Source organism: Chryseobacterium jejuense, assembly GCF_900100075.1.
Taxonomy (GTDB): Bacteria; Bacteroidota; Bacteroidia; order Flavobacteriales; family Weeksellaceae; genus Chryseobacterium; species Chryseobacterium jejuense.
In genome coordinates, this window is record NZ_FNEG01000003.1 from 86,057 (window position 1) to 100,794 (window position 14,738).

General features: G+C 35.0%; 13 protein-coding genes. 7 read left to right on the top strand and 6 right to left on the bottom strand.

Translation table 11 applies throughout. From position 1 onward, the window contains the following. Positions 1–68 precede the first annotated feature (68 nt). The gene (locus BLS98_RS09550) at positions 69–716 is read left to right on the top strand and encodes a J domain-containing protein (protein ID WP_089735919.1); all 648 of its coding nucleotides are present in this window, start codon (positions 69–71) and stop codon (positions 714–716) included. Here the strand turns inward: BLS98_RS09550 and BLS98_RS23275 are convergent. Beyond that, the gene (locus tag BLS98_RS23275) at positions 713–865 is read right to left on the bottom strand and encodes a hypothetical protein (RefSeq protein ID WP_167356201.1); all 153 of its coding nucleotides are present in this window, start codon (positions 863–865) and stop codon (positions 713–715) included. The genes BLS98_RS09550 and BLS98_RS23275 overlap by 4 nt on opposite strands. Positions 866–1,418: 553 nt before the next feature. Between BLS98_RS23275 and gcvP the strand changes: the two genes are divergently transcribed. Further along, positions 1,419–4,277, top strand: coding sequence for an aminomethyl-transferring glycine dehydrogenase (gcvP, locus tag BLS98_RS09555; protein ID WP_089735921.1), 2,859 nt, complete (start codon positions 1,419–1,421; stop codon positions 4,275–4,277). A gap of 464 nt (positions 4,278–4,741) precedes the next feature. Here gcvP and BLS98_RS09560 read toward each other — a convergent pair whose 3' ends face one another. Next, complete coding sequence (locus BLS98_RS09560; protein ID WP_089735924.1) at positions 4,742–5,473, bottom strand: YggS family pyridoxal phosphate-dependent enzyme; 732 nt, start codon at positions 5,471–5,473, stop codon at positions 4,742–4,744. Further along, the gene (locus BLS98_RS09565) at positions 5,470–6,189 is read right to left on the bottom strand and encodes an AAA family ATPase (protein WP_089735926.1); all 720 of its coding nucleotides are present in this window, start codon (positions 6,187–6,189) and stop codon (positions 5,470–5,472) included. Before BLS98_RS09565 ends, BLS98_RS09560 begins: the two co-directional genes overlap by 4 nt. A gap of 1,268 nt (positions 6,190–7,457) precedes the next feature. Between BLS98_RS09565 and BLS98_RS09570 the strand changes: the two genes are divergently transcribed. Beyond that, the gene (locus BLS98_RS09570; protein ID WP_089735928.1) at positions 7,458–7,793 is read left to right on the top strand and encodes a DMT family transporter; all 336 of its coding nucleotides are present in this window, start codon (positions 7,458–7,460) and stop codon (positions 7,791–7,793) included. A gap of 67 nt (positions 7,794–7,860) precedes the next feature. On the opposite strand, the gene BLS98_RS09575 is transcribed toward BLS98_RS09570, so the two are convergent. Beyond that, positions 7,861–8,289: a hypothetical protein gene (locus BLS98_RS09575; protein WP_089735930.1), complete on the bottom strand. Its 429-nt coding sequence runs from the start codon at positions 8,287–8,289 to the stop codon at positions 7,861–7,863. 199 nt (positions 8,290–8,488) lie between these two features. Between BLS98_RS09575 and BLS98_RS09580 the strand changes: the two genes are divergently transcribed. Both BLS98_RS09580 and BLS98_RS09585 read left to right on the top strand, forming a co-directional pair. Beyond that, entirely contained in the window at positions 8,489–9,565 is a 1,077-nt protein-coding gene (locus BLS98_RS09580) for a sensor histidine kinase (RefSeq protein WP_089735932.1), read from the top strand. After that, positions 9,565–10,287, top strand: coding sequence for a LytR/AlgR family response regulator transcription factor (locus BLS98_RS09585; RefSeq protein ID WP_089735934.1), 723 nt, complete (start codon positions 9,565–9,567; stop codon positions 10,285–10,287). Before BLS98_RS09580 ends, BLS98_RS09585 begins: the two co-directional genes overlap by 1 nt. 289 nt (positions 10,288–10,576) lie before the next feature. Here BLS98_RS09585 and BLS98_RS09590 read toward each other — a convergent pair whose 3' ends face one another. Both BLS98_RS09590 and BLS98_RS09595 read right to left on the bottom strand, forming a co-directional pair. Beyond that, positions 10,577–11,179 (bottom strand): DapH/DapD/GlmU-related protein, encoded by a 603-nt coding sequence (locus BLS98_RS09590; RefSeq protein ID WP_089735935.1) that lies wholly within the window; start codon positions 11,177–11,179, stop codon positions 10,577–10,579. Positions 11,180–11,503: 324 nt separating this feature from the next. Beyond that, the gene (locus tag BLS98_RS09595; RefSeq protein WP_089735937.1) at positions 11,504–12,130 is read right to left on the bottom strand and encodes a class I SAM-dependent methyltransferase; all 627 of its coding nucleotides are present in this window, start codon (positions 12,128–12,130) and stop codon (positions 11,504–11,506) included. A 159-nt stretch (positions 12,131–12,289) separates the two neighbouring features. Between BLS98_RS09595 and BLS98_RS09600 the strand changes: the two genes are divergently transcribed. Together BLS98_RS09600 and BLS98_RS09605 are read left to right on the top strand one after the other, a co-directional pair. Further along, positions 12,290–13,645: a deoxyguanosinetriphosphate triphosphohydrolase gene (locus BLS98_RS09600; protein ID WP_089736809.1), complete on the top strand. Its 1,356-nt coding sequence runs from the start codon at positions 12,290–12,292 to the stop codon at positions 13,643–13,645. A gap of 127 nt (positions 13,646–13,772) precedes the next feature. Then, on the top strand, positions 13,773–14,711 hold the full coding sequence (locus tag BLS98_RS09605) for an SPFH domain-containing protein (RefSeq protein ID WP_089735939.1): 939 nt from the start codon (positions 13,773–13,775) through the stop codon (positions 14,709–14,711). The last annotated feature ends 27 nt before the right edge of the window (positions 14,712–14,738 follow it).

Sequence of the window (14,738 nt, forward strand, 5' to 3'; positions counted from 1 at the left end):
TAGAACTTATTAATTACAGCTAATACAAAGCAAAAAAGAAAAATAAATCCTTATTTTTGTATTGCTCAATGAAAGACTACTACTATTTTCTCGGCATATCTCAGGATGCTTCAGACGAAGACATCAAAAAAGCATATCGAAAGCTTTCCCTAAAGTATCACCCCGACAAAAATGATAATGATGATTTTTTTGCAGACCGTTTTCGTGAAATTCAGGAAGCATATGAAACATTGAGTGATTCTGCAAGAAGAAAAAGCTATGACCGGAACTTAGAAAGCCATCAGAGAAGTTTCAGATATAATATTCCGCCTGCTATAAAGACTTTTACAGCCAATAAAATTCACGCAAAAAAAGGAGAGGAGATTATCATCAGCTGGCAGACAAGCAATGCTGATGTGGTGAAGGTTCTGCCTTTTGGACTTGAAAAACCTTATGGAGAAAGGGTCTTTAAGATCACAGAATTTAAAGACGGGAAGTTTCAGTTATTGCTTCATGCAACAAATTCGTTATTGCATAAAACCGTAGTGCAAGGGATTACGATCACTGAGGTTTTTGAAAATGATACTGAAAAATTCAAAAATACGGTGGATGAAATGTTTAAGCCACAACCCAGTACTGCAGTGAACAAAACGGGGCAGCCTAAAATTGTTATGCTGTTTTGGGGAGTTATTATTCTGGCGGTTGCCTTATACTTCCTGATTAAGGAATTGTTTTAAGCCATTTTTTTCCTTCCCGGGCACTTCTTACATCTTTTCCCTTTCTTGAATTTCTTGCAGCAGGATTTCTTTTCACAGAACATCTCTTCATTATTGAATGCAAACACAGGAGCCAAAGGCGGAACTTTAAATGGGACAATCATATTCATGTTGCAAATATATTAATTTAGAATAAATATAATTAATAAAATTTCATAAAATTCTTTAAACCTGATGAATAGCTATTTTTATTCTGATTTATAATATCAGATTCCGTGAAAGTAGGCGTGGAACAGAAGGAATATTTAGCAGATTTAAAGGCTGAAGATTGTTTTTTTTATTAAACTGTAAATTACATAAAGCATAGCCTCTGACAAATTTCATGATATTCTTACAAAAACAATAAAGTTGATGAATAAGTACTGTTTGTATTTCCTGATTACTCTCATTCAATTTGAGTTTTCTTGCTTATTGAATCGATTTTTAATGATTATTCGACTATTTTATTAATAAGGAATAGGTGAAATTGTTGATTATTATTTATAAAATTAATATAATTAGTGTTTAAAATAAATAAAACCTTTACGGTCGATTGGTAAAAGCGAATTGTATTATGATAACTGAACTTAATAGTGAATTATCAATGGATTTAGACTGTTGTACAATCGTGTAAAAAATTGTAATTTTACCCATCTTTTTACAAACAAAATCTAATAAATAAAAATGAATACAGAACAGTTTGTGAGCCGTCACATTTCCCTAAATGAAGCCGATAAACAGGCGATGTTGGAAAAACTTGGCGTTTCTAGTATTGAAGAGTTAATTTCTCAGACCATTCCTTCTTCTATCCGTTTAGAAAAAGATCTTGAGATCTCAGATGCACTTTCGGAGTACGAAATGCTAAACCATTCTAAGGAGCTGGCATCAAAAAATACCGATTATACAAGTTATATTGGTTTCGGATACCACAATACACTTTTACCATCAGCAATTCAGAGAAATATCTTTGAAAATCCAAGCTGGTATACTGCATATACTCCGTATCAGGCTGAAATTGCACAAGGAAGATTAGAAGCTCTTCTTAATTTCCAGACTGTAGTATGTGATCTTACAGGTTTTGGTCTTGCTAATGCTTCTTTGTTGGATGAATCTACTGCGGCAGCTGAAGCAATGCACATGTTCTTCAACAACAGAACTAAAGATCAGAAGAAAGGTGAAGCTAATAAATTCTTTATCTCTGACCTTGTATTGCCTCAAACAATCTCTGTATTGAAAACTAAGGCAGAAGGATTAGGAATCGAAGTGGTTGTAGGAGACCACAAGACCCATGCATTTGATGCATCTTATTATGGGGTGTTATTACAATATCCTGGTAAAAACGGAATTGTTCTGGATTATACGGAGAACATCGTAGACTATAAAAAATTAGACCTTCAGGTAGCTGTAGCTTGTGATCCAATGGCATTGGTGAAATTGAAATCACCGGCTGAAATGGGTGCTGACTGTGCCGTAGGTACTTCACAAAGATTTGGTATTCCATTAGGATATGGAGGTCCTCACGCAGCATTCTTTGCTTGTAGAGAAGAATATAAAAGAGATATTCCTGGAAGAATCATTGGTGTTTCTCAGGATATGTATGGAAAACGCGCATTAAGAATGGCGTTACAGACAAGAGAACAGCATATCAAGAGAGAGAAGGCAACTTCTAACATCTGTACTGCTCAGGTTCTTTTAGCGGTAATGGCTGGGATGTATGCTGTGTACCATGGTCCAAAAGGATTAAACTATATTGCTGACCAAATTCACTTTAAAGCAAATGCTTTGAAAGGAGGTCTTGCTGCATTAGGATATCAGGTAGTAGAAGAGCCAATCTTCGATACCGTGAAAATTACAATGACTGAAGATGAGAAAGCAAGATTAGTAAGATTGATGCTTGATCACAGACTTAACCTTAACTACTTCACAGAAGGTGTGGTAAGTATTGCAATTAACGAAAGTACTACATTAGAGAAATTAAACTATCTGATGGCTTCTTTCGCTCAGTTCAAAGACAAGCAGACTTTCAAATTAGAAATTAAAGAAGGATACAGTATTCCTGAAGAAAACCTTAGAAAGGACGAAATTCTTACAGAAGCAGTATTCAACAAATACCATACGGAAACTGAATTGATGCGTTATATCAAGCGTCTTGAGAGAAAAGATTTATCATTGACGCATTCAATGATTTCTTTAGGATCTTGTACGATGAAATTAAATGCTGCTACTCAAATGCTTCCACTTTCATGGGCAGATTGGGGGAGTGTACACCCATTTGTACCGGTAGATCAGGCTGGAGGATATCAGCAGATGATTGCAGAACTTGAAAAAGATCTTGCTGAAATCACTGGTTTCGCTGGAACTTCATTACAACCAAACTCTGGAGCTCAGGGAGAATATGCAGGATTAATGGTTATCAGAGAATACCATATCTCAAGAGGAGATCACCACAGAAATGTAGTATTGATTCCTCAGTCTGCACACGGAACTAATCCAGCTTCTGCTGCCATGGCAGGAATGAAAATCGTAGTCGTTAAAAACCTTGAAAATGGGGAAATCGATTTCGAAGATCTTAAAGCTAAAACAGAATTACATTCAGCAAACTTATCTGCTGTAATGATTACATATCCGTCTACTTACGGATTCTTTGATGCAAACATCAAGGAAATTACAAACCTAATCCACGAGCACGGAGGACAGGTGTACATGGATGGTGCCAACATGAACGCTCAGGTAGGATTTACAAGTCCAGGAAACATTGGAGCAGACGTTTGTCACCTTAACCTTCACAAAACTTTTGCAATTCCTCACGGAGGTGGAGGTCCTGGAGTAGGTCCAATTTGTGTTGCTAAGCACTTGGTACCATTCCTTCCTTCCAATGCGAACATTAAAATCGGAACTAAAGAAGCTATCGACGGTATTTCTGCAGCACCTTACGGTTCAGGATTGATCCTAAACATTTCTTATGCTTACATCAAAATGTTAGGAACAGACGGATTGAAAAAAGCTACAGGACATGCGATCATGAATGCTAACTACCTTAAAGTAATTTTAGCTGAGCATTTCCCAATTTTATATTCAAACGAAAACGGAAGAGTTGCTCACGAATGTATCGTAGATTTCCGTCAGTTCAAATCTTTAGGAATTGAAGTAGCTGATGTGGCGAAGAGATTAATGGACTATGGATTCCATGCTCCTACAGTTTCTTTCCCAGTGGCAGGAACGTTGATGATTGAGCCTACAGAATCTGAAAGCAAATCTGAAATTGATCGTTTTGCAGAAGCTTTAATCTCTATCAAACACGAAATTGATGAGATTGCTAACGGACAGGCTGATCAGGCAAACAATGTATTGAAAAACGCTCCTCACACAGAACAATTGGTAATCTCTGATTCTTGGGATAAACCATACAGCAGAGAAAAGGCAGCTTATCCGCTAGAGTGGGTAAGAGACCACAAATTCTTCGCTTCTGTATCAAGAGTAGATGAAGCTTACGGAGACAGAAACTTAGTATGTACTTGTGAGCCAATTGAAGCTTATATGTAATTAGAATTTTTTCTAGATATAACAAATCCCTTTCAGTAATGAGAGGGATTTTTGTTTTTATCGTCATTGCGAGCAAAGCGAAGCCATCTCAAAACTGAATGCTTTTCTGCAATTTTATCTATGACCAAACTAAATATAAAAAGCCTCCCAAAAATTGAGAGGCTCTTTGTGTTATATTTATTTTGTTATCTTCTCTTATAGCTGTAAGCCACCAAAATGGCTACTCCCATAGTAAGAACGGTGATCATTGAAATGGTTTCAATGGAGATTCCACTTTTCATCTGTGTGTTTTCTTTTTCACATGAATAAAAGAATAATACTGTCAATAGTAGACAGCCCGATAGTAATTTTCTAATCATAATTGCATTTGTTTGGTTATTAATGTTTTATAATCAAAAAGTATACCGATTTTGTGGACTAAATAAAAAGATGTTTTAAAGAAGGTTAATTGACACTAAGAATCTTTATTTTTCTTCATTCCAATAATAGCTATCCGGGTAGATTCTTGCTCCAAATACAGCGGTTCCGACGCGTACAATGGTGGCACCTTCTTCTATGGCAGTTTCAAGATCTCCGCTCATGCCCATAGAAAGTTCGTTCATTTCTACGTTGGGGATATTTTCTCGGATGATTTCCTGTTGGAGTTTTTTAAGAATTTTAAAGCATAGTCTTACCTTTTCTGTTTCTGCACTGAACAGTCCAATGGTCATTAAACCTTTGATTCGTAATGTAGAGAATTCTGAAACTTTTCTGGTTAGTTCAATAGCTTCATTGGGATTTATTCCAAACTTACTTTCTTCATTGGAAGTATTTACCTGAATCAAAACCTCAAGGGTTTTATTTTCAGCAGAAAGCCTTTGATGAAGTTTCTCTGCCAGTTCTAAACGATCTAATGATTGTAGACAGGTGACATCGTATTTCAGAATATCTTTGATTTTATTGGTTTGAAGGTGCCCAATAAAGTGATTATTATGAAGAGTTTCCTTCAGGTCTTCATATTTCTCCTTCAGCTCCTGAACTTTATTTTCTGCAATTAAGGTCTGTCCGTTTTCCAGAGCGATTTTAATACGTTCTGCAGGAACCGTTTTAGTGGCCAGCAAAAGTTTAACTTCATCAGAATTTCTTCCCGCTTTTTCACAGGCATTTTGGATTCTGGTATTGATGACTTTCAGGTTGTGAAGGATGTCTTCTTTCATGATTGAATGGTTTCTTTGGCTTCCAGCTTCTGAATCAAAGCTGTTTTTACCACTGTTAAAGCATGGTCTTTAGCTTCTGCAAAAGAAATGGAGTACTTCCTTTCAATAGTCCTCATATCTTCCGGAAACCCACTAAGAAGAGTGTCATAGAAAGTATCCAGAAACTCATTAGAAGGCATTTCGTAATTGATTCTAAGCTGAAAACGTCTCAGCAGAGCAGTATCAATAATCTCCGGATGATTGGTAGCACACAGTAACAGTGCATTTTCCGGATAATAATCAATAAGTTGGAGTAATGTGTTTACCAGCCTTCTCATTTCACCAACATCCTTATCATCACTTCCTCTTGCTTTTCCAATCTGATCCAGTTCATCAAGGAATAGAACTGATCTTTCCCTTGCAGCTTTATCAAATATCATTTTAATATTCTGAGAAGTTTCACCGATTCTGGAGGAAACAATATTGCTTAAATTGAGAATGATAATGTTTTTTCCAAGAGCATTGGCAATGGCTTTTGCCGTCATTGTTTTTCCACATCCTGAGCTTCCCTGAAGAAGGATCTTATGATTCACCGGAAGTCCATATTCCTGAAGTTCCTTGCTGTAAGTATGCTCCTTAATAAGCTGTACAAGCTGATCTCTGTTGTTTTTATTAAGAAATACATCGTTAAGGACTACTTGTTCTTTATCCTGAATAATAAGATTGTACAGATTCATAATGACTATTAATGGTTCTTGAATCTAACAAAGATAAGGCTTTATTGAATGTCGTAAAGCATCCTGATTGATAATAACCAGCTAGGCCAGAAGAGAAAATTAAAGAGTACAATGTAGATGAGATAGTAGAGAAGGATAATGAGTATAGTGGTATTTTGCACTAACGGGAATGAAATTTGACGCAAAGTTTTTATGACTATGACGTTGTATTTATAAGTCAGCAAAGACGGAATCAATGAATTGATTCTTTCTAAGGACTGCATGTTCATATAGCTTCTTCAGCGGCGAAACCGCCATCTTAGCATCCTAAAGTAAAGTGCCAGAATGATTAGAACTTTGCGTTTGAAAAAAATAAGAATCTAATTTTTTAAGGAAGAAATTCATATCTACTTGACTGGCTGTAAATTTTGTAGATAATCCTTTATTGACATCTTAAAAGGTACATAAACAAAAATAAATCCGAACTAATGCTCGGATTTATCATTTGGATATTAAAATTTGTTATGAAACTAAGATCTTTTTGTTTATGTTTTTGGGCCCTTTTACCGCATTGGTAAAAGAGCAATCTGATTTCTCAGAGTAAAAACATAAAACAATATAATTAGTATAGTTTTGCTATAGGCTTATTTATTTTAATGATTAGTTTCTTTCTCTTCTTACTGTCATGAAATATGATGAGAATACTACTAAACATGTTGCGATACCGATATAAGTTACCATTTTGTATTATTTTTAATTATTTGACTTTTTTTTATCAATCTTTCAATTGCAATATTACAGCTTTCAAATCACGTGCCAAAGCAAATCACTATGATGTATATCAGTGTGTTATAGGGGTTTTATTTAAATTTTAAGAAATTTTTTGTTTACATTTTGTTAATGTATTATTGTGAATTTATTAATACATTTATTGTTCTGTCTTTAAAAAAATGTAAAAATGTTAACCGTTTGCAGACTTATATATTGGACTTGATAAAACAAACAATAAATAATGCTTTGCATAACACTGTCGTGGAATGATAGATTGAGGGGTGAATTTTCAGCGTGAATTTAATTTCTATGTTAAGAAAATTTATTTTTATCGCTGATTTTTGCGTTGAATTTTTTCGTCAGTTGTCAAATTCTATGACATTCTTGTTATGTCAGAATTAAAAATTCATGTCTTCTTTGTCAGTTTTATTAGGGTAAAAAAAAGAAACACAGAAGTTATGGAGAAACTTTTTAGGAACAGGGTAGAGGTTTTATTATTTTTGCATAAATAATACTTTATGGGACGCAGTTATCTTTTTTTGGCTTTGGCTATTGTATTTGAAATCATAGCCACAACCTTTCTGAAAAAATCAGAAGAGTTTTCTAAGCTGTGGCCCTCTGTTGTTACGATAATAGGGTATGCCTTCGCCTTCTATTTTTTAAGTCTGAGCCTTCGTCAGATTCCTGTTGGAATTACCTATGCCATCTGGTCTGGAGTGGGAATCGTTTTCATTACTATAATTGGAGTAGTAGCATTCAAGCAGGTTCCGGATCTGCCTGCCATTATCGGAATCGCACTCATTATTATCGGAGTCATTGTAATTAATGTGTTTTCAAAGATGGGTACCCATTAATATCCGGTGACAGTATTTAAAGCCATTTATCAATTATCGTTCATCTCCATTATTTCAACGGTATTACTCATTTTAACCTCCTTATATCAGACTGGAAGAACTGAAACAGAAAAATGCGATCATAAAAAATCTCCAGACTGTTTTCGATAATAAAGTCTGTGTGAGGAGTGTTGTTGGTTACCGTTTCTTCTTCCACAAATACAAACCAAAGCTCAGCCAGTTCATATCTTCTTTTAAACTCTTCGGAAGTATTGCAGTCTATGAAAGATGAATGTTTCAGATTGTAAAACAGAATTCCTTTTTTTACTCCGTTTTGTTCTATAATATTAATAGGATGTTGGATGTAGTTGAGGATTTTGATATTCGGATCAAAACATTCTATAAAATGATGAAGATCGATGAGTTGTATTACCTTTTCTTCCTGTTGGGATTCTGTCATATAAAAACATTCTGATGTGATTTCTTCCGTTAATTCCTTAAAAACTGCTAATTCCATATACATTAATTAATCGCTGCAAAGAAAGATAGAATACCGTTGCATAAATTTGTTTTTATACAAAACCGCCTGTATTTTATACGAAATCCGATCAGATACAGGAGATGTAATTGGTATAATAAAATCTGGGTTTCGTATAATATTATAGGCATAAGCTGAGGGATTACCTATTTTTGTATCAATATAGTAATACAAGAATATGAAATACAGACTATGGCATTTTAAAGAGACCCTTGCAATGGACTTCCTGGTGGAAGAACGTTACAAATATGCCAGACATCTGTTGTTTCTTATCTCCTTTTTCCTTTGGCTGTATAGTGCAAGGTTTTGGCAGTCATTTTCAGGAATACATCAGTTGTATGTGCTGGTCTTTGTATACTCAATACTGATTACCATGATTTATATTAATATTTATATTCTGGTACCGAGACTTTTCTTTACAACAAGATATATTGCCTATTTAGTACTTCTTATCCTCATGGGAGTTATAGGGATTAATATTATAGGATTTGGTTTCAGATCTGTTTTTGCCGATTTCAGAGTTGGAAATATTCCCAGAGAGACTGAAAAAGGGAGTGTTTATGAAGGTGTATTGATGTGTATTCCTATTATTTTTACCACTACCACCGTCAAGCTGTTACAGAAATGGATTAAGGATAATCAAAGAATCAATGAGTTGAGTAATCTGACCATGCAGATGGAACTGAACGAACTTAGGAATCAGATCAACCCTCATTTTCTTTTCAATATGTTAAATAATGTAAAAGCGCTCATCAGAACAGATCCGGCAAAAGCTTCTGTGGTGATTGTCAAGCTTTCAGAGTTTCTCAGATATCAGCTTTATGAAAACAGTGGCGAAAATACATTGCTAACCTCAGAAATTGATTTTCTATCCAATTTCTTAAACCTTGAAAAAATCAGACGTGAAAATTTTACTTTTGATATTCAGACAGAGGCCGAGAAAAGGACGATTAACACAGCCTTTATTCCTCCAAACCTGTTTACCACTTTTGTGGAAAATGCAGTAAAGCACAGTGTTGATATCAGTGGAAAAGAATCTTATGTGAACATAAATATAAGTATTGAAGGTCAGAATCTTTATTTTAAGTGTGTCAATTCCCGAAATCCGGACTATCTTATTACAGATAAGAAGAACAGCGGACTTGGGCTTGCCAATATTACCAGAAGACTAGAACTTCTTTATAATGATACTTTTGATTTGAAAATAAACTCAGAAAACGAAAAATATACCGTCTATTTAAAAATTCCTGTATGATGAATTGTATTATAGTTGATGATGAACCTTTAGCAAGAGCAGAAATGCGTTCGTTGATTAGCGAAACGTCAAAGATTGATATTCTGGGTGAATTTTCCAATGCTCCTTCCGCACTGGATTTTCTGAAAGATAATGATGTAGATCTTATTTTTCTTGATATCGAAATGCCCATGGTGACAGGGTTGGAATTTGCAGAAATGCTTCCCAAAAAATCTCTGATTATCTTTACTACAGCTTATTCACAATATGCTTTGAAAAGTTATGAACTGGAAGCAGTAGACTATCTTTTAAAACCAATTGATCCGCAAAGGCTTGAAAAAGCGATTAATAAAGCCATTTTATATACCGAACTCTTATCTAATGATACTATAAAGAATACGATAGAATCCAACACTGCCGATTTTTTATTCATTAAAGCAGACCGAAGATTTTATAAGATCAGCTTCTCGGATATTAAATTTATAGAAGGTCTAAAAGATTATGTTGTGATTCATACCAGACAGCAAAAGCTTATTACAGCAATGAACCTGAAGACAATTCATCAGAAAGTTTCAGGAGATCATTTTATCAGAGTCAGTAAATCGTATGTGGTGAATGCAGACTATATCGATTCATTTGATAACCATAATATATACATTGAAGAGGCAGAAATTCCTATTGGGGAAGTCTATAAAGCTGAGTTCTTTACAAAATATACAGATGGACTTTTAGGAACAGACTAGTTTTTATGAGTAATGAGTAATGAGTGATGAATGATGAATGATAGAGTTGTTAAACATCTATTATCCATACGCATGTCAACATCAATAGGAGTGGGCTATAATCCTGAGCTTAGTCGAAGGAAGCTCCCGCTCAAAACAAATAAATAACAATTCATCCGGCTTTAGCCGAAACTTAAGAGTAAGCGCTAATACATTCATTTGTTCTTCCACACAACCCGAATAATATATTTTTGAATATATAAGGTTGAATGCATAAAGATAATGGAAGAGTTTGTTTTTTTAAGAATATTTATGGTAACTGTTCCACCAGCTCCAGTCTTTTTACAATGCTTTCCCTTACCAGTATAGTTCCGGGAGATAAAACAGCATTGGCTCCAATTTTTGAATCATCACCAACCAGCGATCCAAACTTCTGGATTCCTGTTTTAATAATTTCAGCATTGAAAAGCACTGATATTTCCTTGTCTTTTCTTTCATTGTAGTGATTGGCACAGATAGATCCTGCTTCAAAATTCACTCTGCTCCCAATGATGCTATTCCCAATATAATTAAAATGGGCAACAGCTGTTTCTTCGAAAATCATGCTTTGTTTAATTTCACTTCCCGGGCCAATTTTCACATTCTTTCCAATATAAACAGGGCCTCTTATATAAGCATTGGCTCCAATAAAAGCACCTTCATCAATAATTATTCTGCCTTTAAAAGTAACATTCTGCTCCACAATAGCTGTTGGGTGAATGGTACATGATTCTGTGGTCACAAAATCAGCAGTTACATTTTCTAATTGATCCTTCAGTATATTGTCGAGATTGTCAATAGCTTCCCATGGCTGAATGGTTTTGTCGGAAATAAAAGAAGAAAATGAGTTGATGAAATGGCTGATATTAATCATTGGTGAAACATATTTTAAATTCAAATATATACAAAATGCTGACGCTGATAAATATTTTTAGGAACAGATGATAAGTTTTTAATGAATGTTTATAGTTGTTAAACATCTAATGTCCATTTGCATATCAATATCAATAGGAGTGGGCTATAATCCTGAGCTTAGTCGAAGGAAGCTACCGCTCAAAATAAATAAGCTCAAAATTCATCCGGCTTTAGCCAAAACCTAGAATGAAGATCTATTTATTACATTTGTCATTCTGTAGAATCGCAATAACATATTTTAAAAGTATAGATTCTTACAGAATGACAAAACTTGTGAATATCTTTATTGTTTTTGTCCCACAAAACGGATCACAGAACCTGTCCCATTGTGAAATAAACCTTCCTGAAGCTCAATTTCTACCTCTTGAAGTTCTATAATGGAGTAGTTGGGAAAATCTGCTTTAATTTCTTCTATGGAAAATAAGGATTCTATATCTCTCGGGCCACCTACTTTTTCATTTTTCGTGACATAATCAAGATGCTTTTTACTGAAAGCTTCGAAAATAACAAATCCATCTTTGCGAAGATATTGATCCAGCATTTGGTGTATGGATGACTTAATGTCTCCCGGAAAATGAGCATAAATAAGGGCAATAACATCAAATTGCTGTTCATGATAGTCTAATGCCGGAAGTTCACCAACTTGATAATCGATGGTTACATTGTTCTGTTCAGCCAATTGTAAAGCTTTTTGTCTGCCTTGTTCACTAATGTCAAAAGAGGATGCTTTCCAGCCCTGTAAAGCCGCATAAATAGAATTTCTTCCTTCCCCGTCAGCAGGAAACAGAATGGTGCCGGGATTTAATTTTTTGAGCTGTTCTTCAAGATAATTATTGGGGGCTGTTCCATATACAAACTCTTCTTGGGTATACCTTTCATTCCATTTGTCAAGCCATGCGCTGTCTTTCATTTTTATAGTTTTATTTTTATCAAATGTAGGATGTTTTTACCTGTATTAACTAACGGAAAAAACTCTGATGGTAATAGATTTTTTGAATGATAATGTCTGTCTAAGAAATATCTAAATACTATTCCATACAATTAAAATTTGGAGTAATTTTGAAAAATGATGAATTTAAACCAGATTTTCACCAATCAACGTACAGGAAACAATCCAAATACTAAAGCTTCAAGAACTGATTTTCAAAGGGATTTCGACAGAATTATCTTCTCTTCTGCATTCAGAAGACTGCAAAATAAAACCCAGGTTTTCCCCCTTCCCGGAAGTGTTTTTGTGCACAACAGGCTAACACATTCTCTGGAAGTATCATCTGTGGGAAGAAGTTTAGGAAGTATTATTGGTGAATTTATTGCTGAGGACTATAAAAATGAACTTACTGAAGATTCAAAGAATTTTTATTTATATAATTTAGGAAATGTAATTGCTGCGGCATGCCTTTGTCATGATGTCGGAAATCCGGCTTTCGGACATTCAGGAGAAGATGCTATTGCAAGTTATTTTGAAAGAAACGAAAAAGATCTGAAGTCCAAATTCAATGAAAAAGAATGGGCAGATCTGGTTAATTTTGAAGGAAATGCCAATGCAATCAGAGTATTGGCACAGCAACAGCAGGGAAAAGATGCCGGAGGAATTCAGCTTACCTTTTCTACCTTGGCGAGTATTGCAAAATATCCGTGTGAAGCCGTAGCTAAGAAAAAAGGAATCATCCACCGTAAGAAATTCGGATTTTTCCAGAATGAAAAAGAGATCTTCCTTGAAATTGCAAAAGGAACCCAACTTATTTCCGAAAGCGAAGAACCGCATATCTTTAAAAGACACCCTTTTGTATGGCTGGTAGAAGCTGCCGATGACATCTGTTACAATATTATTGATATGGAGGATGCCCACAGATTGGGAATTGTATCCACAGCAGATTGTAAGAATCTATTTTTCGAATTAGTAAAATCTGAAACTGACGATGTCAAAAGAATTGAGACAAAGTTAAGTTCTATCTCTAATGAAAACGAGCAAATTTCTTACTTAAGAGCGAAAGTAATCAATGCTTTGATCAATAAGTCGCTTGAGATGTATAAATCTAACTTTGAAACAATTCTTGAGGGAAATCTTGATAACGGGTTACTTGATATCTATAAAAAAGAAAACAATGCTTTACAGGATATAGAATCATTCTCTATTGAAAAGATTTACAACCATAAAGCTGTTGTAGAAATTGAAAATGCAGGATACAATGTAATGTACGAGTTATTGGATCATTTCATTCCTTCTATTATGAAACCGGAAGAGGAGAGAAAATCTTATGATAAAAAAGCGCTGAAATTACTGCCAAGACAGTTTGTCTATGAAAACGGAACAGATTACCAGAAAGTGTTGGGAATCATAGATTTCGTTTCCGGAATGACAGATAATTATGCTACAGACCTTTATAGAAAAATTAAAGGAATTGAGATCGGAATGACGGTATAATCCTAAAGGCTGGACGTTGCTTTTCAGATCTCAATAACTTCCAGCCTCAAGCTTCTTTACGTATAAATTCTCCCTAAGTTTAAATATTATTTCTATCTTTATAAGAATCAATATTAAAAACTAAACTATGGGTATTTTTCTGGCTCCCGTTATTATTTTCGGGCTTATTATTTTATTTGCATCGTTTTTTGTGGTTAAACAGGAGACGGCTGCAATCATTGAACGTTTTGGAAAATTCCAGGGAGTTAAGCATTCAGGGCTTCATTTGAAGCTGCCTATTATAGATCAGATTGCGAAAAGGTTAAACCTTAGAATTCAGCAGCTGGATGTAATGATTGATACTAAAACATTGGATAATGTATTCATCAAGATGAAGATTTCCGTTCAGTATCAGGTCATCAGAAACCAGGTAGGAGATGCCTATTACCGTCTGGAAAATCCGGAAAATCAGATTACCTCTTTTGTATTTGACGTAGTGCGTGCTGAAGTTCCTAAAATGAAACTGGATGATGTTTTTGTAAGAAAAGACGATATTGCAGTAGCTGTAAAAAGTGAGCTTCAGGAAGCAATGAACAGCTACGGATATGATATTATCAAGGCTTTGGTAACAGATATTGATCCGGATGAGCAGGTAAAACATGCCATGAACAGAATCAACGCTGCAGAAAGAGAAAAAACAGCTGCAGAATATGAATCCGAAGCACAAAGAATAAGAATTGTAGCCGTTGCTAAAGCAGAAGCTGAATCTAAAAAACTACAAGGGCAAGGGATTGCCGACCAAAGAAGAGAAATAGCCAAAGGACTTGAAGAATCAGTAAGAATGCTGAACAATGTAGAAATCAATTCCCACGAAGCATCAGCTCTTATTGTTGTGACTCAGCATTATGATACCTTACATTCCGTAGGAGCAAGTAACAGAAGTAATCTTGTCCTTCTTCCCAACTCTCCAACAGCAGCCAGCAGTATGCTGAATGACCTTGTGGTAGCAATGACAACAGCTAATACTGTAGGAGAAGCAAGCAAAGGAAAGTACCCTGAACCTCCAAAAAATGAGACGGGATATTAATGAGAAAGGGAGTAGGGATGTTCTGGT

Bases quoted from the DNA above. Each gene is read 5' to 3' on its own strand.
- BLS98_RS09605 (WP_089735939.1), top strand. From the start codon at position 13,773: ATGGGTATTTTTCTGGCTCCCGTTATTATTTTCGGGCTTATTATTTTA.
- BLS98_RS09570 (WP_089735928.1), top strand. From the start codon at position 7,458: ATGGGACGCAGTTATCTTTTTTTGGCTTTGGCTATTGTATTTGAAATC.
- BLS98_RS09600 (WP_089736809.1), top strand. From the start codon at position 12,290: ATGAATTTAAACCAGATTTTCACCAATCAACGTACAGGAAACAATCCA.
- BLS98_RS09565 (WP_089735926.1), bottom strand. From the start codon at position 6,189: ATGAATCTGTACAATCTTATTATTCAGGATAAAGAACAAGTAGTCCTT.
- BLS98_RS23275 (WP_167356201.1), bottom strand. From the start codon at position 865: ATGAATATGATTGTCCCATTTAAAGTTCCGCCTTTGGCTCCTGTGTTT.
- BLS98_RS09560 (WP_089735924.1), bottom strand. From the start codon at position 5,473: ATGAAAGAAGACATCCTTCACAACCTGAAAGTCATCAATACCAGAATC.
- BLS98_RS09595 (WP_089735937.1), bottom strand. From the start codon at position 12,130: ATGAAAGACAGCGCATGGCTTGACAAATGGAATGAAAGGTATACCCAA.
- BLS98_RS09550 (WP_089735919.1), top strand. From the start codon at position 69: ATGAAAGACTACTACTATTTTCTCGGCATATCTCAGGATGCTTCAGAC.
- BLS98_RS09585 (WP_089735934.1), top strand. From the start codon at position 9,565: ATGAATTGTATTATAGTTGATGATGAACCTTTAGCAAGAGCAGAAATG.
- BLS98_RS09580 (WP_089735932.1), top strand. From the start codon at position 8,489: ATGAAATACAGACTATGGCATTTTAAAGAGACCCTTGCAATGGACTTC.
- BLS98_RS09590 (WP_089735935.1), bottom strand. From the start codon at position 11,179: ATGATTAATATCAGCCATTTCATCAACTCATTTTCTTCTTTTATTTCC.
- BLS98_RS09575 (WP_089735930.1), bottom strand. From the start codon at position 8,289: ATGGAATTAGCAGTTTTTAAGGAATTAACGGAAGAAATCACATCAGAA.
- gcvP (WP_089735921.1), top strand. From the start codon at position 1,419: ATGAATACAGAACAGTTTGTGAGCCGTCACATTTCCCTAAATGAAGCC.